The organism is Achromobacter sp. 1012554356, from assembly GCF_059760815.1.
Window position 1 is genome coordinate 1 of sequence record NZ_JCBANC010000006.1, and the last position, 23,340, is coordinate 23,340.

Annotated in this window: 16 protein-coding genes and 1 pseudogene; 7 read left to right on the plus strand and 10 right to left on the minus strand. The window is 65.2% G+C overall.

Annotated elements, in window-relative coordinates; genetic code table 11:
* Positions 1 to 203 precede the first annotated feature (203 nt).
* The 6 genes from AC6LJW_RS04070 to cynS all read left to right on the plus strand — a co-directional run bounded on the left by AC6LJW_RS04070 (position 204) and on the right by cynS (position 5,587).
* Positions 204 to 1,346 (plus strand): sensor histidine kinase, encoded by a 1,143-nt coding sequence (locus AC6LJW_RS04070; protein ID WP_056563869.1) that lies wholly within the window; start codon positions 204 to 206, stop codon positions 1,344 to 1,346.
* 13 nt (positions 1,347 to 1,359) lie between these two features.
* Positions 1,360 to 1,998 carry a response regulator gene (locus tag AC6LJW_RS04075; RefSeq protein WP_056563872.1) on the plus strand — a complete coding sequence of 213 codons (639 nt, stop codon included), beginning with the start codon at positions 1,360 to 1,362 and terminating at the stop codon, positions 1,996 to 1,998.
* Between the two features lie 132 nt (positions 1,999 to 2,130).
* Positions 2,131 to 3,492: a CmpA/NrtA family ABC transporter substrate-binding protein gene (locus AC6LJW_RS04080; RefSeq protein WP_056563875.1), complete on the plus strand. Its 1,362-nt coding sequence runs from the start codon at positions 2,131 to 2,133 to the stop codon at positions 3,490 to 3,492.
* The gene (gene ntrB, locus AC6LJW_RS04085; protein WP_056563878.1) at positions 3,492 to 4,334 is read left to right on the plus strand and encodes a nitrate ABC transporter permease; all 843 of its coding nucleotides are present in this window, start codon (positions 3,492 to 3,494) and stop codon (positions 4,332 to 4,334) included. Before AC6LJW_RS04080 ends, ntrB begins: the two co-directional genes overlap by 1 nt.
* 5 nt (positions 4,335 to 4,339) lie before the next feature.
* The gene (locus AC6LJW_RS04090; protein ID WP_056563881.1) at positions 4,340 to 5,134 is read left to right on the plus strand and encodes an ABC transporter ATP-binding protein; all 795 of its coding nucleotides are present in this window, start codon (positions 4,340 to 4,342) and stop codon (positions 5,132 to 5,134) included.
* A 9-nt stretch (positions 5,135 to 5,143) separates the two neighbouring features.
* Complete coding sequence (gene cynS, locus AC6LJW_RS04095) at positions 5,144 to 5,587, plus strand: cyanase (RefSeq protein ID WP_056566815.1); 444 nt, start codon at positions 5,144 to 5,146, stop codon at positions 5,585 to 5,587.
* A 32-nt stretch (positions 5,588 to 5,619) separates the two neighbouring features.
* Here the strand turns inward: cynS and pdxK are convergent, their stop codons facing one another.
* The 10 genes and pseudogenes from pdxK to pgi form a co-directional block, all read right to left on the minus strand.
* Entirely contained in the window at positions 5,620 to 6,483 is an 864-nt protein-coding gene (pdxK, locus tag AC6LJW_RS04100) for a pyridoxine/pyridoxal/pyridoxamine kinase (RefSeq protein ID WP_056563884.1), read from the minus strand.
* 31 nt (positions 6,484 to 6,514) lie between these two features.
* Entirely contained in the window at positions 6,515 to 6,880 is a 366-nt protein-coding gene (locus tag AC6LJW_RS04105) for a cupin domain-containing protein (protein WP_056563887.1), read from the minus strand.
* 44 nt (positions 6,881 to 6,924) lie between these two features.
* The gene (locus tag AC6LJW_RS04110; RefSeq protein WP_056563890.1) at positions 6,925 to 7,479 is read right to left on the minus strand and encodes a helix-turn-helix domain-containing protein; all 555 of its coding nucleotides are present in this window, start codon (positions 7,477 to 7,479) and stop codon (positions 6,925 to 6,927) included.
* 78 nt (positions 7,480 to 7,557) lie between these two features.
* Positions 7,558 to 8,340: an aldolase gene (locus AC6LJW_RS04115; RefSeq protein WP_056563893.1), complete on the minus strand. Its 783-nt coding sequence runs from the start codon at positions 8,338 to 8,340 to the stop codon at positions 7,558 to 7,560.
* Positions 8,341 to 8,350: 10 nt separating this feature from the next.
* On the minus strand, positions 8,351 to 8,995 hold the full coding sequence (locus AC6LJW_RS04120; RefSeq protein ID WP_056563896.1) for a glutathione S-transferase family protein: 645 nt from the start codon (positions 8,993 to 8,995) through the stop codon (positions 8,351 to 8,353).
* A gap of 28 nt (positions 8,996 to 9,023) precedes the next feature.
* Positions 9,024 to 9,986, minus strand: coding sequence for a Bug family tripartite tricarboxylate transporter substrate binding protein (locus AC6LJW_RS04125; RefSeq protein WP_056566818.1), 963 nt, complete (start codon positions 9,984 to 9,986; stop codon positions 9,024 to 9,026).
* Between the two features lie 777 nt (positions 9,987 to 10,763).
* Positions 10,764 to 11,044 (minus strand): annotated as a pseudogene (locus tag AC6LJW_RS04130) (DDE-type integrase/transposase/recombinase); the annotation flags it as partial.
* The gene (locus tag AC6LJW_RS04135) at positions 11,040 to 11,756 is read right to left on the minus strand and encodes a Crp/Fnr family transcriptional regulator (RefSeq protein WP_498086562.1); all 717 of its coding nucleotides are present in this window, start codon (positions 11,754 to 11,756) and stop codon (positions 11,040 to 11,042) included. The pseudogene AC6LJW_RS04130 and the gene AC6LJW_RS04135, both read right to left, overlap by 5 nt.
* A 20-nt stretch (positions 11,757 to 11,776) precedes the next feature.
* Positions 11,777 to 12,505: a Crp/Fnr family transcriptional regulator gene (locus tag AC6LJW_RS04140; protein ID WP_175125302.1), complete on the minus strand. Its 729-nt coding sequence runs from the start codon at positions 12,503 to 12,505 to the stop codon at positions 11,777 to 11,779.
* A gap of 237 nt (positions 12,506 to 12,742) precedes the next feature.
* Positions 12,743 to 14,419, minus strand: a complete 1,677-nt coding sequence (pgi, locus tag AC6LJW_RS04145; protein ID WP_498086563.1) for a glucose-6-phosphate isomerase — start codon at positions 14,417 to 14,419, stop codon at positions 12,743 to 12,745.
* 132 nt (positions 14,420 to 14,551) lie between these two features.
* Between pgi and AC6LJW_RS04150 the strand changes: the two genes are divergently transcribed.
* A complete protein-coding gene (locus AC6LJW_RS04150) occupies positions 14,552 to 23,278 on the plus strand; it encodes a glycoside hydrolase family 94 protein (RefSeq protein ID WP_498086564.1) in 8,727 nt (2,908 codons plus the stop codon).
* Positions 23,279 to 23,340 lie beyond the last annotated feature (62 nt).

Consider the following 23,340-nt stretch of genomic DNA (forward strand, 5'->3'; position numbering starts at 1 on the left):
GCTCAAAAACCCGCACCCCCCCCACACCGGTCGTCAAAAGAACCATCCCCCACGCCGACAAATTCAAAGAAGGGATTTCCCTCAATCCCCCCGCAACTCCCATCCTGTCCCGTAAACTCCGCGCAAAAGCGCAGCCAAGAATCCGCGCACCAAGGGGATCCGGGGCAATTCCCCCGGCAGATTCAACAAGCACCAGGCCATTCATGTTTGCCGACCTGAAGCACCTCTCGCACCACGCCGCCTGGCGCCGTCAGCTGGAAATGCTGCTCGAATCCGCCGGCGAAGGCATCTACGGCATTGATCTGCGCGGCCGCTGCATCTTCATCAACAGCGCCGGCGCCGACATGCTCGGCTACACCCCAGACGAGCTCGTCGGCCGCAACATGCACTACCTCATCCACCATTCCCACGCCGACCGCACCCTGATGCCGGTCCACGACTGCCGCATCTTCAAAGCCTTCCGCGACGGCCGCGGCGAACGCGCCGACGACGAAGTGCTCTGGCGGCGCGACGGCTCGTGCTTTGACGCCCAATACGCCTCGTACCCCATCCGCAATGATCAGGAAGTCGTAGGCGCCGTCGTCACCTTCTCCGACATCACCGCCCGCAAAGGCATCGAACGCGAACTGCAAAACACCCAGGCCCTGCTCGAACGCCGCGTCGGCGAACGCACCGCTGAACTCAGCGCCGCGCACGAATCCCTGCGCCGCCTGTCCTCCCACCTGAGCACCCTGCGCGAAGAAGAACGCGCCCACATCGCCCGCAACATCCACGACGACCTCGGCGCCTCCTTCACCGCCCTGCAGTTGGACTTGAACTGGCTGCGTCGCCAGCTAAGCGCCACCCCCGCCCTGCAGGCGCACCTGGACCGCATGCTCGACGTCACCCAGACTGCCATGGGCGCCACCCGCCGCATCCTCAACGACCTGCGCCCCGTCGTCCTGGATCACCTGGGCCTTTGGGCCGCCTTGGAAGCCCTGCTGCAAGACCTGCAAACCCGCAGCGGCCTCCAATGCCGCTACCTCTGCCCCCCCGACACCGAAACCCTGCGCCTGGACCGCAACGCCGAAATCGCCATCTACCGCATCGTCCAGGAACTGCTCACCAACGTGCAGCGGCACGCCCGCGCCCGCAGCGTCAGCGTCAGCGCCGCCTGGGGCGCCGACGGCCTTGTTCTCACTGTCGAAGACGACGGCGTCGGCATGCAACTGCCCGAAGACCGCCACACCTTCGGCATTCTCGGCATGCGCGAGCGCGCCCGCGCCATCGGCGGCGACCTTGCGCTCGACAGCGCCCCCGGCGCCGGCATGCGCGCCCGCCTGCGCCTGAACCCGCTGGCCGCATGAAGGAAACTCTGCCATGCCCCTGAACTTGCTCATCGTCGACGACCACCTCATCATCCGCCGTGGCCTCGCCCGCATCCTGGAAGAAGACCCGCGCGTCGCCCTCGTGCACGAAGCCGCCGACGGCCCCGCCGCCCTGCGCGCGCTGCGCCAAGCCCATTACGACGCCATCGTCCTGGATGTTGCCCTGGGCGAACGCGACGGCCTGGATGTGCTGAAAAGCGTACGCGCCGACCACCCCGGACTCGGCGTCGTCATGCTGTCCGTCTACCCCGAATCCCAGTTTGCCGTCCGCGCCCTGCGCGCCGGCGCCCACGCTTACCTGAACAAAGGCTGCGAACCCGAAGAACTGCTCGCCGCGCTGACCAACGCCGCCGCCGGCAAGATGTACGTCACCCCCACCGTCGCCGAACTGCTCGCCCACACGGTGCGTCAGGACAGCTCCCGCCCGCCGCACGAACTCCTGTCCAACCGCGAGTTTCAAGTGCTGCAACTGCTTGTCGCCGGCCGCTCCGTCTCGGCCATCGGCGAACAGCTCGCCCTGTCCGTCAACACCATCTCCACCTACCGCAGCCGCATCTTCGAAAAGCTCAACGTCCGCACCCTGGTGGAACTGGTCTCCTACGCCAACACGCACCAGTTGGGTGCGATCTGAGCGCTTGCGCACTACCGCGGCGCACCGCGCGCACCACGTAGTAAGCCCCCTACACGCGTTTCGTTGAACCGGCGATACCGGCTGCCGCCGGGCAGCCCCATGATGGCTCCATTCCCGATCGAAGGAGCCACCATGTCCCTCTTCAGCAACCCATTCGACGCCAACAGCCGCCTTGCCTGCGGCTGCGGCCGCCATGCCTCGCAGGCCGAACACGAGCGCGCCGCGCAGGCCGCCGTGGATGGCGACACCACCGGCAACGCCGTCGAACAGGCCGTCATGCGCGCCCTGTTCCCGCAGGATGCGCTGCGCCGCCGCTTCCTGCGCGCCGTCGGCAGCGGCACCGCCATGGCCGCCATCGCGTCGATCTTTCCGCTGGCCGCCGCCAAGGAAGCCTTCGCGCAGACCGCCGGACCGCTGGAGAAACAGAAGCTCAAGGTTGGCTTCATCCCCATCACCTGCGCCACGCCAATCATCATGGCCCACCCCATGGGCTTCTATGGCAAGCAGGGCCTGGACGTAGAAGTCGTCAAGACCGCCGGCTGGGCGCTCATCCGCGACAAGGCCATGTCCGGCGAATTCGACGCCGCCCACATGCTGTCGCCCATGCCGCTCGCCATCTCGATGGGAGTCGGCGCCAGCCGCGCCGTCCCGTGGACCATGCCCGCCGTCGAGAACATCAACGGCCAGGCCATCACGCTGTCCATGAAACACAAGGACCGGCGCGACCCGAAGGACTGGAAAGGCTTCAAGTTCGCCGTCCCCTTCGACTACTCCATGCACAACTACCTGTTGCGCTACTACCTCGCCGAGCATGGCCTGGATCCTGACACCGACGTCCAGATCCGCTCCGTGCCGCCGCCCGAAATGGTCGCCAACCTGCGTGCCGACAACATCGACGGATTCCTGGCGCCCGATCCTGTCAATCAGCGCGCGGTCTACGACGGCGTCGGCTTCATCCATACCCTGTCCAAGGCCATCTGGGACGGCCACCCCTGCTGCGCGTTCTCCGCCAGCAAGGAGTTCGTCACCACCATGCCCAACACCTACCAGGCCCTGCTGAAAGCCATCATCGAAGCCACGGCGTACGCCCGCAATCCCGCCAACCGCAAGGAAATCGCCACCGCCATCGCCGCGCCGAATTACCTGAACCAGCCCGTCACGGTGGTCGAACAGGTGTTGACCGGCACCTACGCCGACGGCTTGGGCAAGGTGCTGACCGATCCCAACCGCATCGACTTCGATCCCATGCCCTGGCAGTCGTTCGCCGTGTGGATCCTGACGCAGATGAAGCGCTGGGGCCAGGTCAAGGGCGACGTCGACTATCAGAAGATCGCCAGCGACGTCTTCCTGGCGACCGACGCCGTGCGCCTGATGCGCGAGGCCGGGCTGACCCCGCCCGCGGAAACCGGCAAGACCTTCAGCGTCATGGGCAAGCCCTTTGACCCGAGCCAGCCCGAGGCCTACCTCGCCAGCTTCAAGATCCGGAGGACCTGATGGGGTCCGTGCAACACTGGCGGGCCACGTTCCTGTCCATCGCCCTGTTCCTGGCGTTCCTGCTGCTGTGGCACGCCGCCACCCGCTCCGATGCGGGCGAGGCGACGGTGGACCCGGCCTACGCCGCGCTGGTCGGCAATGCCGCGGCCAGCGGGTCCAAGACGCCGTTTCCCGGCCCTGCCGAAGTCGGCGCGCAGTTGTGGCAGCACCTGAAGGATCCCTTCTATGACCGCGGGCCGAACGACAAGGGCATCGGCATCCAGCTTGGCTACTCCGTGGCGCGCGTGCTGACCGGCTTTGGTCTTGCCGCGCTGGTGGCGATACCGCTGGGATTCCTGATCGGCATGTCCCGAACGGTGTACCGCGCGTTCGACCCGTTCATCCAGGTGCTCAAGCCGATCTCGCCGCTGGCCTGGATGCCGCTGGCGCTCTACACGATCAAGGACGCCAACACCTCCGCCGTCTTCGTGATCTTCATCTGCTCGCTATGGCCCATGCTGGTGAACACCGCGTTCGGCGTGGGCGCCGTGCGGCAGGACTGGCTGAACGTGGCGCGCACGCTGGAAGTGTCGCGCCTGCGCACGGCGCTGCAGGTCATCCTGCCCGCCGCCGCGCCCACCATCATGACCGGCATGCGCATCTCGGTCGGCATTGCGTGGCTGGTCATCGTGGCGGCCGAGATGCTGATCGGCGGCACCGGCATCGGCTACTTCGTCTGGAACGAGTGGAACAACCTGTCCATCTCCAACATCATCTGCGCCATCGTCTTCATTGGACTGATCGGCATGCTGCTGGACAACCTGCTGGCGCGCGCCGCCCGGCTGGTGAGCTATCGGGAGTAACGCGCATGAGCCAATCTTTCCTGCAGGTCCAAGGGCTGGGCAAGCGTTACCCCGGACGCGATGGCCGTCCGCAGCCGCCCGTGTTCGAGAACATCGACTTCCAGATCGACAAGGGCCAGTTCGTCTGCGTCATCGGCCACTCCGGCTGCGGCAAGACCACCATCCTGAACGTGCTGGCCGGCATCGACGACAGCAATGAAGGCATCGTCATCATGGACGGCCGCCAGATCGCGGGGCCGTCGCTGGAGCGTGGCGTCGTGTTCCAGGCGCACGCGCTGCTGCCGTGGCTGACGGCGCTGCAGAACGTGGAATTCGGCGTGCGCTCGCGCTGGCCGGCCTACAGCCGCGAACAGGTGCGCGTGCACAGCCAGCGCTACCTGGACATGGTCGGGCTGGGCCACGCGGCCGGCAAGAAGCCCTGCGAACTGTCCGGCGGCATGAAACAGCGCGTCGGCATCGCCCGCGCCTTTGCCATCCAGCCCAAGATGCTGCTGCTGGACGAACCCTTTGGCGCGCTTGACGCGCTGACGCGCGGCGCCATCCAGGATGAGCTGCGCGCCATCGTCCAGGAAACCCGCCAGACCGTCTTCATGATCACGCACGATGTGGACGAAGCCATCCTGCTGTCCGACCGCATCCTGCTCATGAGCGCGGGCCCGTACGCCCGCATCGCCGAATCCGTCACTGTGGACCTGCCGCGCGACCGCACGCGCGCAAGCCTGCATCACGAACCTCGTTATTACGACATCCGCAACCATCTCGTCGACTTCCTGGTCGACAAGGCCATCCACAAGGAGTGAATCACCATGATGTCCCGCGCTGAAGTCACCGAACTCGTCGTCACCCGCAAGCTGGAAAAAAAGCTCTCGTGGGGCGCCATCGCCGAAGCCGTCGGCCAGAGCAAGGAATGGACCACCGCCGCGCTGCTGGGCCAGATGACCATGACCGAGGAGCAGGCGCTGGCCGCTGCCCGCGTGCTGGATTTGCCGGCGGACGCCGTCGTGCAGCTTCAGGTCGTGCCCTACAAGGGCTCGCTGCCGTCCACGGTTCCGACCGATCCGCTGATCTACCGCTTCTATGAACTGATCAACGTCTACGGCACCACCTTCAAGGCGCTCATCAATGAAGAGTTCGGCGACGGCATCATGAGCGCCATCGACTTCAAGATGGACCTGTCGCGCGAGGCCGACCCCAAGGGCGACCGCGTGCAGATCGTGATGAGCGGCAAGTTCCTGCCGTACAAGACGTACTGATGCGGGTAAGGCGGGACGCGTCCCGCCCTTGGCTAGCCTTCGGCGGCCAGCTCTTCCCAGCCCAGTTCACGGGTGCGCTCCAGCGTCACCGTGACCTGGGCCGCCGCTTCGCGCACCGCCTCGATGAGGTCCTTCCCGTTCAGCAGCCGCGACGCGACGCCCGCCATGAACACGTCGCCCGTGCCGTGTACCGACGGCGGAATCGCGATCTCCGGGTGCGTCACCACGGTGGCGTCGTCGCGCGTCACGGCCACCAGTTGCAGCGTGCCGGGCGCGGCGGCCATCGGCGCGGCGCTGGTCGCGACGATCCATTGCGGCCCGCGCGCGATGAGCTCGCGCGCCGCGGCCACGACTTCATCCACCGACGACAGCGGCCGCCCGACCAGCAATTCCAGTTCGAAATGATTGGGCGTCATGCCCTCGGCCAACGGCACCAGCAGATCCCGGTACTGCGCGACCAGCCCTTCGTTCACGTAGAGCCCGTCATTGCGGTCGCCCATCACGGGATCGATGAACACCCGCAGTTCCGGACGCGATGCCCGCACGGCCGACAGCCATTGCGCCAGCAGGTTCGCCTGCCCCGGCTGCCCCAGATATCCGCAGACCACCGCGCGCGCCACCTGGCTTACGCGCCGTTCGTCCAATCCCTGCAGCAAGCCCTCGAACCAGTCCAGCGGCACCGCCCCGCCATGCAGCGTCGGATAGTGCGGCGTGTTGCTCAGGATGACGGTCGGCAGCGCGATCGCGCGCAGTCCCGCCTTGCGGAACACCGGCATCGCGGCGTTGTTGCCGACATAGCCATAGACAACTTGGGATTGAATCGAGACGACATCCACCTGCGCGGTGCGGGCGGGCAGCGCTGCGCCTGGGGCGGGGGCAGCGGTAGTTGCGGTCATGAGGATTGCTCCTGGGTATGGGCCGAAGGCTTCAGGCCATCCGAGTAATGAAATAGATCTTCTTGACGAACTGGTCCACTTCCCAGCGGCCCGTATAGCCTTCGGGCATGACGAATGCCTCGCCCACCGTCAGTTCATGCACCGTGCCGTCCGGGTCCACGAGGCGCGCCGCGCCTTCGACGATGTAGCCAAATTCGATGTAGCCCGTGGTGTTGGACTGGAAGGAGCCAGCCGTGCTTTCCCACACGCCGGCCTCTGCCTTGCCCGCGTTGCCTTCAAAGGCGGTCACGGTGCGAAAGGCCGCATCGCCCGACAGCGGACGGCGCGGCTTGCCGGGCACGGGGTTCTTCATGGGGCCGGCGTCGATGCGGACGAGCCGCGATTGATCGTTTTTCATCGGGGTTCCTGTGTCTTCCAAAAGCAATTCGATACGCCGCTCGCTCAGTGCGCCGCCACCACCAGCACTTCGGCCATGGCGCGGCTGACGGTGCGCATGCGGTGCGGCAATTCGGAGTCGAAATAAACGGAGTCGCCGGTTTCCAGGCGGAACTGGCGTTCGCCCACGTGGACCTCGATGGCGCCCTTGAGAACCAGCAGGAATTCCTCGCCCGGGTGCGGAAAGACCGCGGCGGCGTCCGGAAACTCGCGCGGCGGATGCACCACGAACGGCTCCATCGCCTTGACCTTGCGGCGGCCGGCCAACGACTCGTAATGATATTCGCTGCCCAGCCCGCGCCGCTGCAGGGCCTCGCGGTCAGCCACGCGCACCACGCTTACCACCTCGTCCTGCGCGGCGTCGTCGGCGCCGACCAGTTGCGACACGCCCACGCCATAGGCCTCGGCCAGGCGCAGCACCGTCGAGATGGAGGGCTCGCTCAGGCCCCGCTCCAGCTTGGAGAGATAGCTCTTGGTCAGTCCCGTGCGCTGCGCAAGCTGTTCCAGGGACAAGCTTTGCTGGCGGCGCAAGGTGCGTAGGCGGTGCGGCAGGTCGATCATGGGGCGGAAAGGCGCAAATACAACCGGTAAGAATGCCCGAAACGGGCGCTTCCGTCGAGCGCCCCCGCCCCATGCGCGTCAGCTCAGCACATTGGCGTGCGTCCGCAGCGCCCGGCGCGCGTAGTACGAAAAGCCCACCTGCGACCGCTTCGGCGTCAGGATCCAGTCGTGCGCCTCGTGTCCCAGTTCGGGCGGAATCGGCTGGATCTTGCCGGCGGCCATCGCCAGCAACTGCATGCGCGCCGCGCGCTCGAACTGCAGCGCCAGTACGCAGGCCTCTTCCACCGACCCGGCCGCGATCAGCATGCCGTGGTGCGACAACAGGATGGCGCGCTTGTCGCCCAGCGCTTTGGAAATGATCACGCCTTCCTCGTTGCCCACCGGCACGCCAGGCCAATCCTTCAGGAAGGCCACGTCGCCGTAAAGCGGACAGTTGTCCATGTGCGAGACCTCCAGCGGGACCTCCAGCATCGACAACGACGCCACATGCAGCGGATGCGTGTGGATGATGCAGTTCACGTCGGGACGCGCGCGGTAGATCCAGGAATGGAAGCGGTTCGCCGGATTGGGCATGCCGCCGCCTTCCTGCACCACCAGGTCCTCGTCGACCAGCAGCAGATTGCTTGCCGTGATCTCGTCGAAGCCCAGGCCCAGGCGCTGCGTGAAATATCGGTTGGGTTCGGGCGCGCGCGCGGTGATCTGACCCGCCAGGCCAGAATCATGCCCGCCGTCGAACAGAATGCGGCAGGTCAACGCCAGCCGCTCGCGCAGCGTCCATTGTGGGGTCTCGAACTGGCGCTGCATCTCAGCCTGCGCGCGCGCGATCAGTTCATCCTTTCCCAGGTGCATCGTATCGGCCATCATGTCTCCGTCATGCCGTTTCGATCAACGGCGTAAATCCCGGCAGACTGCGCATGCGCGCCAGCCAGGCAGTGATGTGCGCAAAGCCGGACAGGTCGTAACCGCCCTCGCCCGCCATGCTCGTGTAAGGGTACAGCGCGATATCCGCGATGGTCGGCGCGGTACCCACCAAGTAGTCGCGGCCCGCCAAATGCGCGTCCATCAGCGCGGCGGCCTTCATGCCGGCCGCGCGCCACGCCACCATCGCCGGGTCGTCCGCCTTCGCCGTTTGGCGTAGATGGATCAACAGGCGCGGCTGCGCGAAGGCGTGCATGTGCTGGGTCTGCTCGAAGCTCAGCCAGCTCGACACCTGCGCCTGCGCCAGCCGGTCTTCCGGCAGCCAAGGCGTGCCCATGCCCAGATACCAGAGAATGGCCTGCGATTCCGCCAGCCATTGTCCCTCTGGCGTCAGCAGCGCGGGCACCTGCCGCCATGGGTTGATGCGCGCGAAGGCGTCGGTTTCCAGGTCGCCCTGGACGATGTCGAACGTTTGCCGCTTGACCGGCAGGCCCATCAGCCCGCAGGCCAGCCGGATCTTCCAGGCATTGCCCGATCGCAGCGTATCCGCCAGCTCCAGCGGCTTGCCCGCCAGCGGGTGCGTTACCCGAATATTCATGCGTGGCTCCATTTCATGTGCGCGGTTGCTAATCCATTCTGATGTTGGCGCGCTTCACGATCTCGGCCCACTTGCTCTTTTCGCCGCCGATGAAGCGCTGGTACTCGTCGGGCGTGCCCGTATAAAGCTGCGTACCCTGTGCCGCCAGCTTTTCCTTCAGCTCTGGCGACGCGAGTGTTTTCTGCAACGCCGCGTTCAGTGCGGCCATGACCTCGGGCGGCGTGCCCGCCGGCGCAAAGAACGCGTTCCACGAACTGATTTGCAGGCCCGCATCGCCCGCCTCGGTGCTGGCGGGCACGGCCGGAGCAGACGGCAGCCGCTTGTCGGACGCCACTGCCAACGCGCGCAATTTGCCCGACGCCACATGGGGCATGATGACCGGACTGGCGTCCATCACCACGTCCACCTGCTCGCCGATCGCCGCGTTCACCGCCTCGCTGCCGCTCTTGAACGGCACGTGGACGATATCGACGCCAGCCGTCAGCTTCAGCAATTCCAATCCGAGGTGCGGCGAACTGGCGTTTCCTGCCGAACCGAAATTCAGCTTGGCCGGATTGGCCTTGGCGTATTTGACGAACTCAGCAAACGACGCGGCGGGCACGCCCGCCCGCACGGCCAGTAGATACGGCGACCCGGACACCATGCCCACCGGCGAAAACTTGTCCGCGTCGTAGCTGAGCTTGGCGTAGATCAGCGGATTCACGACCTGCGTGCCCACCGTCCCCATGAAGATCGTGTAGCCATCGGCCGGCGCCGCGGCCGCCACCTGCGCCGCGATCACGCCACCCGCGCCGGGCCGGTTCTCGATCACGATCCCCTGCCCCAACACGTCCCCCATTCCCTTGCCCACCTGCCGGGCGACGATATCCGTGATGCCGCCAGCGCCAAACGGCACCACCAGCCGGATCGGCCGGTCAGGATATGCGGCCTGCGCGCCTCCTGACATACCTGCGGTTATCGCCAGCGCGGCTACCAAGCTCAAGACCTTCATGCCATTCCCCTTGTGTGCGCCGTCGTGGCGCTATGACACAAAGTGTCCTATAGAGCATTGATTTTCCGCAAGAGGAATTTGATTAGGGAAATCCTTGAGCAGCAGGAATAGAGTTCGCCCTTTTTTGTTGAAGTTCGCGTTTCGGCTTTGATGGGCATCACCGGCTATTTCGCGCCCATCTTCTCTTATTCTTCGCGGATGGACGGCCTGCAGGCTGAAGAAAGGCGAACTTTGCAATAAACGCTATTGAACTAGCGCGACAATCCAAGCCGGCAGATTTGGGGCATGCCCGTACGGGCATTGGGGAAGAGACACGGGCGTTTCGAGCACTCCTGCTATAGGTTGGGAGCTGTAAAAGAAGAAAGCCGTGCGTTGTGTGGACGGCCCGGGGGCCCTGTGGTCAGTGGCCGCTTCCGGCCAGAAGCGGTCTGTCGCCGTAGCGGGCTCCAGACTAAGAACGACCATCGCAAGTGCTTCAAGCGACGGCCGTTGTAGGCTGAGTGCGGTGCGGCCGGTCAGCGACATATTCCGCTATCCACCAGCCGCTTCGGTCGATTCGACCGACACAGTGCGACCTCCTGCAGGTCTGCCCCTTCTCGCAAGGCGTTATGGTTGTGTCCTGTGTCCGTACCTACCCTGCGCCAGATTTGATCTGAGGATCCGTAGAGACTGCAGCGCCCCCAAACGTTCAATCCTGGCCGCACGAGCTGAACGGCAAGCTGGATGAACTTCTCGAACAAATGTTCAACCTGGATGCACTTTATGGCTAGAAAACCAACTGAGGTATTCGGGTCCGTTATCGCACCGAATGGCCAGGGGGTTTCCCCGCCAGCCGATGATCTGCTTGAGCGTGCGGATCACGCGCTCGGACGGCAACGAGAAGTCAACCTCAATGCCCAGTGCCTCGCGGTTGAAGTCGTCGATCACCTTGAACACGCGGATTTCAGTTCGAGTTCGCGATAGATCCGGTACACGCGCTTATGGTTCCAGCCGAAGCATCGCACATGGCGCAGATACAGGAAGCACAGACCAAAGCCCCAATTGCGGTGGTTGTCAGTTGGGGCCGCTCCTGAGTTGGCCGTAGCTGAGCTGGTCCGCGGCGTAGCAATCGCACGCCACCTGCTCCAGGCCTGGCCTGTTCAGGATCTCGATGTTTCCGCGGCGATACGCGATCAGCTTGCGGTGCTGAAGGGCCGAGGCCGCCACCGTTACGCCGACCCGCCGCACACCCAGCATATAAGCCAGGTATTCATGAGTGAGGTGAAAGCTGCCCGAATGCGCGCGGTCTTGCGTCATCAGCAACCAGCGCGCAAGCCTGCCCTCGAGGACATGGGAATGCATGCAGACCGCGGTCTGGGCGAGCTGCTGCAGGATTACCACGGTATAGCGGCCGATCAGGCCGCGCAGCGCTGCGCTGGCGTCCAACTCCTGCCGGAACAGATTCGCTTTCATGCGCAAGGCGGACCCGGCGCCCTGCACGACGGCGCGCAATTGCGAGGTATCGGCGCCCAATGAAACGTCGACGCTCCACATTCCTTCATTGCCGACCAGGCCCACCTCCAGGGAAGCTCCGTGCTTCTGCGGCAGAATCAGGGAGATATAGCTCCCGCGCGGAAAGTAGACGTCGTTGATGCGGTCGCCGGGCTGAAGCAGGCATTGCCCGAAGTCCAGGTCAACGGACTCGAAGCGATCCAGCAAACGGGGCCGCTCCCGGCTGGGCAACGCGGCGAGCAGGCGGTTGGGAACATCGGCGATCGCGGGGCGCGGCAAGTTCTGCTCCTGGTTCCATCTCAGGCGCGGACCGCGCCGCCAGTTTGACTCAGCAGGCGCTGATACTCCTGCCGCACGACCATATAGCATTCGCAGACACGCGCCTCCAGCGCTGCGCGATCCAACACGGTGATATGGCCGCGGCGATACCGGATCAGACCGGCCTCCTGCAGGTGGCCGGCCGCCTCGGTGACGCCTTCGCGCCGCACACCCAGCATGTTGGCGATCAGTTCCTGCGTCATGGCGAGTTCGTCGGATTGCAGTCGGTCCAGGCTGAGCAGCAGCCAGCGGCAAAGCTGCTGGTCCAGCGAATGATGTCGGTTGCACACCGCTGTCTGGGCCATTTGCGTGAGCAGCGCCTGGGTGTATCGAAGCAGCAGGTGCTGCATGGCCCCACCTCGGTCGAACTCGTCTTTCAGCGCCTGACCCTTCAACTGATAGGCGGACCCCGCGCTTTGGACTATCGCGCGGCTGGGCGTGGTTTCTCCGCCCATGAACAAGGAAATGCCAACGATGCCTTCATTGCCGACCACGGCAATTTCGGTGGAGGCGCCATCTTCCATGACGCACAGCAGCGAGACAATGCAGTCGATCGGGAAGCAGACATGCCGCATTCGGCCGCCCGGTTCGTACAAGGCTTTTCCCAACGGCAGGGAGACGCGTTCCAGAAGCGGAAACAATCGTTCCATCTCCTGCAGGGGCAACGCCGCCAATAGTTGATTCTGGGGGGGATCGCGTGAATCAGGCATGAAGAGTCCCTCCAACAAGCCCAGTTGCAACGGCCCTATCCGGGGCCGCAATCCGAAAATCCTCCGGCACACTTTGCCCACTCGGCAGGGGCAATCGCCACGCGCTATGTGCGGTGGCGAACGGAGTCCTGCCCAGAGTAGCGCACTATTGGTCGCTGGCCCCGCTACGCGGCCCGGCGCGGCCAGGTCAGGAATCCATCCCTGCGCTGACCCTGTCACGCTATGGGAAGCCCAGACTCAAGTCCGTTCGCTGGCGCACATAGCGCCGGCGGCCTTGGCATCCAGGTATTTCTGCACCAACGCGCGCGTGGAGCTGTCCAGCCCCTGTGCGTGGGCCTGCCCGGCCCCAAGCGCTTGCGCGATATGCGCGGCTAGCGTCTTGCCTAGCTCCACGCCCCATTGATCGAAGGAGTCGATGTCCCAGATTACGCCCTGAGTGAACGCGCTGTGCTCATAGAGCGCGACAAGCGCGCCCAATGTCCGGGGCGTGAGCTTCGCGGCCAGGAGCGTATTGCTGGGGCGGTTCCCCTGCACCTGCCGGTGCTTCCCTCGAGCCTGCGCGTCGCCAGGGCCGCCCCCCTCGTCCAGAGGGCGTCCGAAGGCCAGGGCCTGGGCCTGGGCGTACATGTTCGCCAGCAGTTCTTCATGGCCGCCCGCCGATGACGGCAGCGGCGAAAGGAATCCGATGAAGTCGCAGGGCACGATCTGGGTGCCCTGATGCAACAACTGATGGAACGAATGCTGGCCATTGGTCCCGCAGGCCCCCCAGTAGACCGGACTGGTTATGCTGCCGACCGGGGCTCCGTCTTGGGTTACGGACTTGCCGTTGCTTTCCATCATCAATTGCTGGACATAGGAGGGGAAACGTCTCAGATCATGGGCATAAGGCAGAATCGCAACGGATCGCGCCCCGAGAAAGTTGTTGTTCCACACGCCCATCAAACCAAGCAGAATGGGAAGATTCTGTTTCATCGGCGCGGACAGGAAATGGGTGTCCATGTCGTGGAAGCCGGCCAGCATCTCGCGGAAGGCGGCGGGCCCGATGGCGGTCAGCAGCGCCAGGCCCATGGCGGAACACAATGAATAGCGGCCGTTGACCCATTCCCAAACGTCGAATACATGCTCCGGCGCGAAACCGGCCTCGATGGCGGCGTCGCGATTGCCCGTTACCGCCACGAAATGCGCCCGCAGCGCGCCCTCGTCCTGGATGTCTTCCAGGCACCAGGCTCGCGCGGCGGCCGCGTTTCGCAAGGTTTCGGGTGTGTGGAACGTTTTCGAGCAGACGATGAACAGCGTTTCGCGGGGGTCCAGATCACGTGTTGCCAGAAAGAAGTCGGCGCCGTCCATGTTGGACACGAAACGGAACTGCATGTCCCGCCGTCCGTAGTGCTGTAGGGCCGCGCAGGCCATTCCTACGCCGATCGCGGAGCCGCCTATGCCCAGGTTCACGATATTTCTGATATTTTTGCCGGTCCCGCCGAACCAGGTGCCGCTGCGCACCTTGCCGGCGAAATTTTCCATGCGGCGCAATACGCGCTGAACGTCAGGCACCACATCCCTGCCATCCACCCGCACGCTGGCATCGGCCGGCATGCGCAATGCGACGTGCAATGCCGCGCGGCCTTCGCTGGAATTGACCGGATCGCCGTTGAACATGGCGTCTATCTTCGCCGGCAGACGGCTCGCGCAGGCCAGGCGCAACAACAGCTCGAGCGTCCTGCGGGTGATCCGGTTCTTGGAGTAATCCAGGTACCAGCCGGCGGCTTCCTCGCTGAAGCGCTGCCCGCGCTCCGGGTCAAGCTGGAACAGGTCTCGAAGGTGCCGCGGGCGCACTTCGTCCAAGTGCTCGGCCAGCGTCTGCCAAGTGTGGGAGAGCGACACGTCGCTCGGGCCGCCCGTTGCTCGTCTGACCATTGCGCTGTTCCTCCAAGCCGCACGACCGGCCCCACAAGAATGCGGGGCTCGGGTCGCTTATGCCACAGGCTGTGAAGGGAGTCCGTGCGGTAGCGTACAGAGCCTGCGGTCGTGCTTGGTCAATCTATGGCCATGAAACCCATTGATTGGCCCTCGCTCGAAGCCGCGCCCGAGTGGATAGACCTGTTTACCCGAAGCAAGGCCACGCCGCACTCCGCCGAAAGCGAGCCGCCGTTGCGCGCGGAGTTGTTCAGCGCCCTGCAGATGGAGCAGCACGGCCAGGCCTTGGCCGGCGCGCATCTGGTGGGTACATCGCGACCGCCGGACACTTTGCTGCCGCGGTTGACTGAAAACCAGAAGTTGCTGGCCCAGGCCTGCGCGCTGCTGATGGAGTCCATGCGGCAGAACCGCCGGATCACGCCGGCCGACGAATGGCTGCTGGACAATTTCTACCTGATCGAAGAGCAGATCCGGCTGGCCAAGCGGCACTTGCCCAAGGGCTACAGCCGCAGTCTGCCAAAACTGGACGCGGGCCCCTCCAAAGGGCTGCCGCGGGTGTACGACATTGCGTTGGAGATGATTTCCCATAGCGACGCGCGGATCGATGCCACGGGCATCCAGGCGTTCGTGGCCGCCTATCAATCAATTGCGCCGCTGCAACTGGGGGAATTGTGGGCGGTTCCCATCATGATTCGCCTGGCCCTGATCGAGAACCTGCGCCGCGTCGCCATCCGCCTAGCGTACGCGAACATGAACCGCGGGCTGGCGGACACGTGGGCCGACACCATGCGCAAATCTGCCGAGGAGGATCCCACCGGTCTGATACTTGTCATCGCGAACATGGCGCGATCGAATCCCCCCATAGACGGTTCGTTCGTCGCGGAACTGGTCAGACGGCTCCAAGGGCACGGCCCGGCGCTGGCGCTGCCCCTGACGTGGTTCGAACAGCGGCTTGCCCAGTCAAACCTGACCATTGAACAAATGGTCCTCGCCGAGAATCAGCAGCAGGCCGCCGACCAGGTGTCGATCAGCAACAGCATCGGCAGCCTGCGCACTTTGTCGAAGACGAACTGGAACGACTTCGTGGAAGCCGTCAGCATCGTGGACCGGACCCTGAGCCAGGATCCCGCCAACGTCTACCGGAGCATGGACTTTCCCACCCGAGACCACTACCGCCATCGAGTGGAGCGGATGGCGCGCAATTCTGACCATGCCGAAACCGAGATCGCCGCCATGGCGATCGACCTGGCCGCCGCAGCGGCGGCCGATCCGACCCCTGGCGTCGATCCGCGTCGCGGGCACGTGGGCTTCTACCTGATCGACCAGGGCCAGGACGAGCTGGCAAAACAGGCCAAGGTTAGATCCAGCATGGCGGAAAGGCTGGCCCGCATCTCCCCCCGCGCCGCGCTGCGCCTGTATGCGGGCGCCATCATCCTCCTGACGGGCGCGGTCAGCGCGCTGCTGCTGACGATGGCCCATGGGGCGGGAGCTGGCCCCTGGGCCATGGCGTGCTTCGCCTTGCTGTCCGTGCTGGCCGCCAGCCATCTCGCCGTGGCGATCGTCAACTGGTCCTTGACATGGCTGGTGCGCCCCCAGCGCCTGCCGCGCATGGATTACGCCAAGCGAATCCCCGACGATGCCCGCTGCCTGGTCGCCGTCCCCACGATGCTGATCGACCTGGATGACGCGGATACGCTCGCCGAAGCGCTGGAGATCCGCTTCCTGGCGAATCCCGGGGACAACCTGAGCTTCTGCCTGCTGACGGATTTCGCGGATGCCGCGTCGGAGCATCTGCCGTCGGACGCCCTGCTGCTGGAGCGCGCCAAGGCGCAGGTCCAGGCCCTGAACAAGAAATATCGGACGCTCGGACGCAGCCCGTTCTACCTCTGCCACCGCCCCCGCCGCTGGAACGAACAGGAACGGATCTGGATGGCCTACGAAAGAAAAAGAGGAAAGCTGGCCGATCTGAACGGCCTGCTTCGCGGCCAGGGCGCTGACGCATTTTCCTGCGTGGTGGGCGACTTGGCGGCGCTCGCCGGCACCAGGTACGTCATCACGCTGGACACCGACACCGACTTGCCTCGGGAAACCGCCTGGAAGCTGGTTGGCGCGATGGCCCATCCGCTCAATCAGGCGCAGTTCGACCCAGCGACGCGTCGGGTAACGCGCGGCTACGGCATCCTGCAGCCCCGGGTGACGGTAAGCCTGAACGACCTGTCGGCGTCGCCGTATGCACGCCTCAATGGTGGCGATCCGGGCATCGATCCCTATACCAACACAGTCTCGGACGTTTACCAGGACATCTTCAAAGAGGGGTCCTTCATCGGCAAGGGCATCTACGACGTGGACGCCTTCGATGCGGCATTGAAGGACTGCTTCCCGGACAACCGGATCCTGAGCCACGACCTGCTGGAAGGCTGCTATGCACGCTCGGGCCTGCTAAGCGACGTCCAGCTATTCGAAGGGCAGCCCGCCCGCTACGTCGCGGACGTCAGCCGCCGGCACCGTTGGATACGGGGAGACTGGCAGTTGCTGGGCTGGCTGTTCGGCCGCGCGCCCGCAGCCCCGGGCGCGGAACGCGGACCGCCCCTGCCTGCGCTGGCGCGCGCGAAGATCCTGGACAATCTGCGCCGCAGCTTGGTCCCGGCCAGTCTTGTGCTTTTGCTGGCGCTGGGCTGGATGCTGTTGCCGACCCCGTACCTGTGGACCGTCGCCTGCGTGATTATCCTGTTCCTGCCCGCCCTGTTCGCCTCCGCCTTGAGCGGGGTAAGGAAAGAAGAAGACGTCGAGCTGTCACGGCATCTGGTCGGCTGGTTGGCGCCCACGCTGCAGCAATTCACGCGGGCGGCGTTTTCCTTGACCAGTCTGGCTCACGAAGCCTTGTACAGCCTGGACGCGGTCATCAGGACGCTGTACCGGCTGATTTCGCGCCGGCGGTTGCTGGAATGGAAGGCGTCAAGCATCACCAACCAGGACAGCGGGACGCGTTCCGGTCCGTTCCTGCTTTCCGTCTGGGGCTCGCCCGTGCTCGCCGCCGCCATCGGCGCAGGTGTGATGCTGCTGAACCCATCGGCCTGGGTGGCTTCCTTGCCGGTGCTGGCACTATGGGTGGCGATGCCTGCCATCGCGTGGCGCTTGAGCCGCCCGCCGGTGCTTGCCCGGATCGACTTGTCTCTCGACCAAAACCAGTTCCTGAGAATGCTGGCGCGCAAGACCTGGTCATTCTTCGACGGCCACGGCGGCGCGGAAGACAACTGGCTGATACCCGACAACATCCAGGACCAGCCGTCCCCGGCCATCGCCCACCGCACCTCGCCCACCAACCTGGGGCTGGCGCTGCTGGCCAACCTGGCCGCTTACGACTTCGGTTACCTGCAGGCGGGCCGTCTGCTGGAAAAGACGCAGGCGTCGCTGGGCACCATGGCGACGCTAGAGCGCTATCTGGGCCACTTCTACAACTGGTACGACACTGTCACGCTGAAGCCGCTCGCCCCGCTCTACATTTCGACAGTGGACAGCGGCAACCTTGCCGGCCACCTGCTCACCTTGCGCCCCGGCCTGCTGGAACTGGCGCATGCGTCCATCCTGCATCCCCGAACATTCGAGGGTTGCGCCGACGCATTCGCGGTCTTGCGGGAAGCCGTCCCGACCGACGATTCGCCCGAATTGGAGGCGCTGGCCGACGCACTGGCGTCCGCCACCCTGGCAGGTCCCGCGACATTGGGGCAAGCCAGGCAACATCTCGACCGGCTATGCCAACTGGCCGCCGGCCTGACCGCACGCTACGCGGCGCCGGAATTCGCGCAGGCGCTGTGGCACGGCGAGGCGTTGTTGCGCCAATGCGAGGCCGCGCGCGATGAGCTGGCTCTGCTTGCACCCTGGCGAGCCTCGCCCGCCGGCGTCGGATGGGGAGACATGCCCGAATTGAACGCCGTGCCGACCTTGCAGCAGGTCGCGGGTCAGGCCACGGGATTGCTGCCCGCCTTGCGCGCGCGGCTGTCGCTGCCGGAGACTTCCTCCGACGAGCGGGCATGGCTGCTGGAGACCGAGCTTTCCGTGGTCGTGGCGAGCGAGCGGGCCCGCGAACGCCTCGCCTTGATTGCCCTGCTGGCCGACACGCTGGCCGAGATGGCGGTGGCCGATTACGGGTTCCTGTACGACAAGGGCAGCCGCCTGCTGGCCATCGGCTACAACCTGACCGAGCGCAGGCGCGACGAGGGCCTGTACGACCTGCTGGCCTCCGAGGCCCGCCTTTGCAGCTTCGTGGCAATCGCGCAAGGCCAGCTCCCGCAGGAAACGTGGTTTGCCCTGGGCAGGCAGCTCAGCAGCGCCGCGGGCGGCACCGTGCTGTTGTCGTGGAGCGGCTCGATGTTCGAATACCTGATGCCGCGGCTCGTCATGCCGTCCTACGCGCATACTCTGCTGGAGCAGACCTGCAAGTCGGCCGTTCGCGCCCAGATCGAGTACGGCGACAAGCTCGGCATTCCCTGGGGCATGTCCGAAAGCGCGTACAACCTGTTCGACATCGGCATGAATTACCAGTATCGGGCGTTCGGCGTGCCGGGCCTCGGTCTGAAGCGGGGGCTTGCGGATGACGTGGTGGTGGCTCCGTACGCATCCATTCTGGCGCTGATGGTGTCACCCGACGAGGCGTGCAGGAACCTGCAGCGCCTGGCCAAGGAGAACCTGCTGGGTCGCTACGGGTTCTACGAGGCCATCGACTACACGCCTCGCCGCCTGCCGCCGGGCAAGACCGGCGCCATCATTTATGCCTACATGGCGCACCACCAGGGAATGGGGTTCCTATCGATCGCGAGCGTGCTGCTGGGACGCACGATGCAAGCGCGCTTTGAAGCCGATCCGTCCTTCCAGGCCACTCTGCTCCTGCTGCAGGAGCGGATCCCTCGCGCGGCGGCGGCCCACACCAAGGCCGTGGAACTATCGGTCATCCGCAGCACCGCGTCGGGACTGCCAGAGGCATCGGTGCGCGTGTTGGATACCGCCGACACCGCCATTCCCGAGGTGCAGCTCCTGTCCAACGGACGCTATCACGTCATGGTCACCAACAGCGGCGCGGGCTCGAGCCGTTGGAGAGACCTGGCCGTGACCCGCTGGCGCGAAGACGGTACCTGCGACAACTGGGGCACGTTCTGCTACCTAAAGGACAAGGACAGCGGCGCCATTTGGTCCACGTCGCACCAGCCTACCCTGACGCGGCCGAACCACTACGAAGTCATCTTCTCCGAGGGACGGGCAGAATTCCGCCGCACCGACCATCAGATCGACACGCACACCGAAATCGTCGTGTCGCCGGAAGACGATATCGAGCTGCGGCGCTGCCACCTGACGAACCGGAGCCGCGAACGGCGGACCATAGAAATCACCTGCTATGCCGAGATCGTCATCGCGCCGCCCATGGCGGACGAACTGCATCCGGCGTTCAGCAATCTCTTTGTGCAGACCGAGATCGTTCCGTCCGAACGCGCCATCCTGTGCTCGCGCCGGGGCCGCAGCCCGGCGGACAATCCGCCAAGAATGTTCCAGCTTCTGGCGATCCATGGCGGCAATCCTGGTACGGCGTCCTATGAAACCGACCGGTCCATCTTCCTGGGCCGAGGCCGCTCGGCGGCTGATCCCCAGGCGCTGGAGGGCGACGCGCCGTTGACGAACAGCCAGGGGTCGGTGCTGGACCCGATCTCCGCGATTCGCTGCGAGATCACCCTGGAGGCGGAGGAATCCGCGGTGATCGATCTGGTGCAGGGCGTGGGCGACAGCCGCAGCGCCTGCATGAACCTGATCAGCAAATACCGGGATCGCCACCTGGCCGACCGGGCCCTGGAACTGGCGTGGACGCACGCGCAGGTACTCGTGCGCCAATTGAACGCCACCGAGGCGGATGCCCAGCTCTATGCGCGGCTTGCCAACGCCATCGTCTACCAGAACCCGGCCATGCGCGCGGAGGCGGCGACGCTGCTGAAGAATCGCCGCGGACAATCGGGTCTGTGGGGATACGCCATCTCGGGCGACCTGCCCATCGTGCTGCTCCGGATCAAGGATCCGGCAAACTTCGAGCTGGTTCGCCAACTGGTCCAGGCGCATGCCTACTGGCGGCAGAAGGGCGTGGCGGTGGATCTGGTGATCTGGAACGAGGATACGGGCAGCTACCGCCAGGCGCTTCAGGACCGCATGATGGGTCTGATCTCCGCGGGCGTGGAGGCGCACATCATCGACCGCCCGGGCGGTATCTTTGTGCGCCCCGGCGACCAGATATCGGAAGAGGACCGCACGCTGCTGCTGGCGGTGTCGCGCATATCGCTCAGCGACGCGCTGGGTACGCTGGCGAACCAGGTGAACCGCCTGGGCCTGCCGGAGATCCGCACTCCGCCCATGGTGATCTCGACGCCGCCCCTGCCGCCTGCCGCGCAAGCGGCCGCCGCGCAGGAGCAGTCCGAGCTACTACATCACAACGGGCTGGGCGGTTTCACGCCCGACGGAGAGGAATACGTGATCACCACAAGCCGGGGCCAGCGCACGCCGGCGCCCTGGGTGAACGTCATTGCCAATGCCGGCTTCGGCACGGTCGTGTCCGAAAGCGGACAGGCCTATAGCTGGAGCGATAACGCCCACGAGTACCGCCTCACTCCCTGGCACAACGACGCGGTTAGCGACGCCTGCGGAGAAGCCTTCTACCTGCGCGACGAGATCAGCGGCCACTGCTGGTCCCCTGCGCCCTATCCGGCGGGCGGCGAGTCCGCCTACGTCACGCGCCACGGCTTTGGCTACACAGTGTTCGAACACTGGGAAGACGGCATCGAATCTGAACTGTGCGTCCATGTCGCCCAGGATGCACCGGTGAAGTTCTACGCGTTGACGCTGCGCAACCGGTCGGGGCGGCGCCGTCGCCTGTCGGCAACCGGCTACGTGGAATGGGTGCTTGGCGACCTGCGCGCAAAGACCTCCATGCACGTCACGACCGAGATCGATCCCGACACCGGTTCACTGCTGGCACGCAACAGTTTCAATACGGATTTTGCCAGGCACATCGCGTGGTTCGACACCAGCAGCGCGAGCCGGACCATGACCGGCGACCGCAAGGAGTTCATCGGCAGGAACGGCACCCTGCGCCACCCGCAAGCGTTGCGCCGCAGCCGGCTCTCGGGCAGGACGGGCGCGGGACTCGATCCCTGCGCGGCCATCCAAGTCCCCGCCACGCTGGAGGACGGTCAGGACGTGCGAATCCTCTTTCACCTCGGCGCGTCGGCGCAGGGTATCGAACAAGTCAGGCAACTGGTGCGCCAATACAGCGAGCCGGGCGCGGCCGGAAGCGAACTCCAGGCGGTCAGGCGGTATTGGCGGGACACGCTGGGTGTCGTGCGAATCGACACCCCGGACGCGGCCGTGAATACGCTGGCCAATGGCTGGCTGCTCTACCAGACGTTGGCCTGCAGGCTGTGGGCGCGCAGCGGCCACTACCAGTCGGGTGGCGCCTACGGCTTTCGCGACCAACTGCAAGACGTCATGGCGCTGGTGCTCGCCCGCCCTGCCCTGGCACGCGATCACCTGCTGCGCTGCGCGGCCCAGCAGTTCGTGCAGGGGGACGTGCAGCATTGGTGGCATCCGCCCACGAACCGCGGCGTGCGCACGCGCTGCTCGGATGACTACCTGTGGCTGCCGTTTGCCACCTGCCACTATGTGAAGGTGACGGGGGACACAGGTGTGCTGGCTGAAGAAGTGGGCTTCATTGAGGGCCGCCTGCTTAACCCCGGCGAGTCTTCCAACTACGACCACCCCATTGCGTCCAGGGAGTCCGCAAGCCTGTACGCGCACTGCGCCCTTGCCTTGTCGCACGCCTTGAGCGCCGGCGGCGCGCATGGCTTGCCGCTGATCGGCTCCTGCGACTGGAACGACGGCATGGACAAAGTCGGAGAAGCCGGGCGCGGCGAAAGCGTCTGGCTCGGCTTCTTCCTTTACGACACGCTGACGCGGTTCGCGCCAGTGGCCCGTGCGCAGGAAGACCTGGCGTTCGCCGCGCACTGCGAATCGGAAGCCGCGCGGCTCCGCTTGTGTCTTGAAGCGTCCGGCTGGGACGGCGGGTGGTACAGGCGGGCCTATTTCGACGACGGCAGCCCCTTGGGGTCCGCCGAGAATCCGGAATGCCAGATCGACGCCATCTCCCAAAGCTGGGCCGTGCTGTCGGACGCCGCCCGGGAGGACCGAGCCCGCCTGGCCATGCAGGCCGTGGACGACCGGCTCATCGACAACGCCCGCGGACTGATACGACTGCTGGATCCGCCTTTTGATTCCTCTGGCCTGAATCCCGGCTACATCCGAGGCTATGTGCCTGGCGTGCGCGAGAACGGCGGCCAGTACACCCACGCCGCCATCTGGACCGCCATGGCATTCTGCGGCCTTGGCGAAGATGCGCAAATCGGTGACCTGCTGACGATGCTAAACCCCATCAGCCATTCCGACTCCCCCGCAAAAGCTGCCGTCTACAAGGTGGAGCCTTATGTCATGGCCGCCGATATCTACACCACGCCCGGGCAACGAGGCCGTGGCGGCTGGACCTGGTACACCGGCTCATCGGGCCTGATGTACCGCCTGATCCTGGAATCGGTGCTGGGGATGCGCCGGCGCGGCGCATCCATGAGCTTTCACCCCTGCCTGCCCGCAGACTGGAACGCCTTCAAGCTGCACTACCGGCACGGGGCTACGGTGTACTCCGTGACCGCCCTGCGCGGACAGTCCGAGAATGGCGCGGGGTACGTGACGCTTGATGGAGTGCTGCAGAAATCGGGTGAAATCCCCTTGCTGGACGACGGAAGGGATCGCGAGGTCATGATCGTGTTACAGGCGTGATCTCCCCGCCGTTGCACCGTAGAGCGCACCAATAGATACCTATTAGTGTGTTGTGGAAGATG

Coding starts and splice junctions, on each gene's coding strand:
- AC6LJW_RS04125 (WP_056566818.1), bottom strand. CDS start 9,986: ATGAAGGTCTTGAGCTTGGTAGCCGCGCTGGCGATAACCGCAGGTATG.
- AC6LJW_RS04075 (WP_056563872.1), top strand. CDS start 1,360: ATGCCCCTGAACTTGCTCATCGTCGACGACCACCTCATCATCCGCCGT.
- AC6LJW_RS04110 (WP_056563890.1), bottom strand. CDS start 7,479: ATGATCGACCTGCCGCACCGCCTACGCACCTTGCGCCGCCAGCAAAGC.
- ntrB (WP_056563878.1), top strand. CDS start 3,492: ATGGGGTCCGTGCAACACTGGCGGGCCACGTTCCTGTCCATCGCCCTG.
- pdxK (WP_056563884.1), bottom strand. CDS start 6,483: ATGACCGCAACTACCGCTGCCCCCGCCCCAGGCGCAGCGCTGCCCGCC.
- AC6LJW_RS04070 (WP_056563869.1), top strand. CDS start 204: ATGTTTGCCGACCTGAAGCACCTCTCGCACCACGCCGCCTGGCGCCGT.
- AC6LJW_RS04120 (WP_056563896.1), bottom strand. CDS start 8,995: ATGAATATTCGGGTAACGCACCCGCTGGCGGGCAAGCCGCTGGAGCTG.
- AC6LJW_RS04115 (WP_056563893.1), bottom strand. CDS start 8,340: ATGGCCGATACGATGCACCTGGGAAAGGATGAACTGATCGCGCGCGCG.
- AC6LJW_RS04140 (WP_175125302.1), bottom strand. CDS start 12,505: ATGCCTGATTCACGCGATCCCCCCCAGAATCAACTATTGGCGGCGTTG.
- AC6LJW_RS04080 (WP_056563875.1), top strand. CDS start 2,131: ATGTCCCTCTTCAGCAACCCATTCGACGCCAACAGCCGCCTTGCCTGC.
- AC6LJW_RS04150 (WP_498086564.1), top strand. CDS start 14,552: ATGAAACCCATTGATTGGCCCTCGCTCGAAGCCGCGCCCGAGTGGATA.
- AC6LJW_RS04105 (WP_056563887.1), bottom strand. CDS start 6,880: ATGAAAAACGATCAATCGCGGCTCGTCCGCATCGACGCCGGCCCCATG.
- cynS (WP_056566815.1), top strand. CDS start 5,144: ATGTCCCGCGCTGAAGTCACCGAACTCGTCGTCACCCGCAAGCTGGAA.
- pgi (WP_498086563.1), bottom strand. CDS start 14,419: ATGGTCAGACGAGCAACGGGCGGCCCGAGCGACGTGTCGCTCTCCCAC.
- AC6LJW_RS04090 (WP_056563881.1), top strand. CDS start 4,340: ATGAGCCAATCTTTCCTGCAGGTCCAAGGGCTGGGCAAGCGTTACCCC.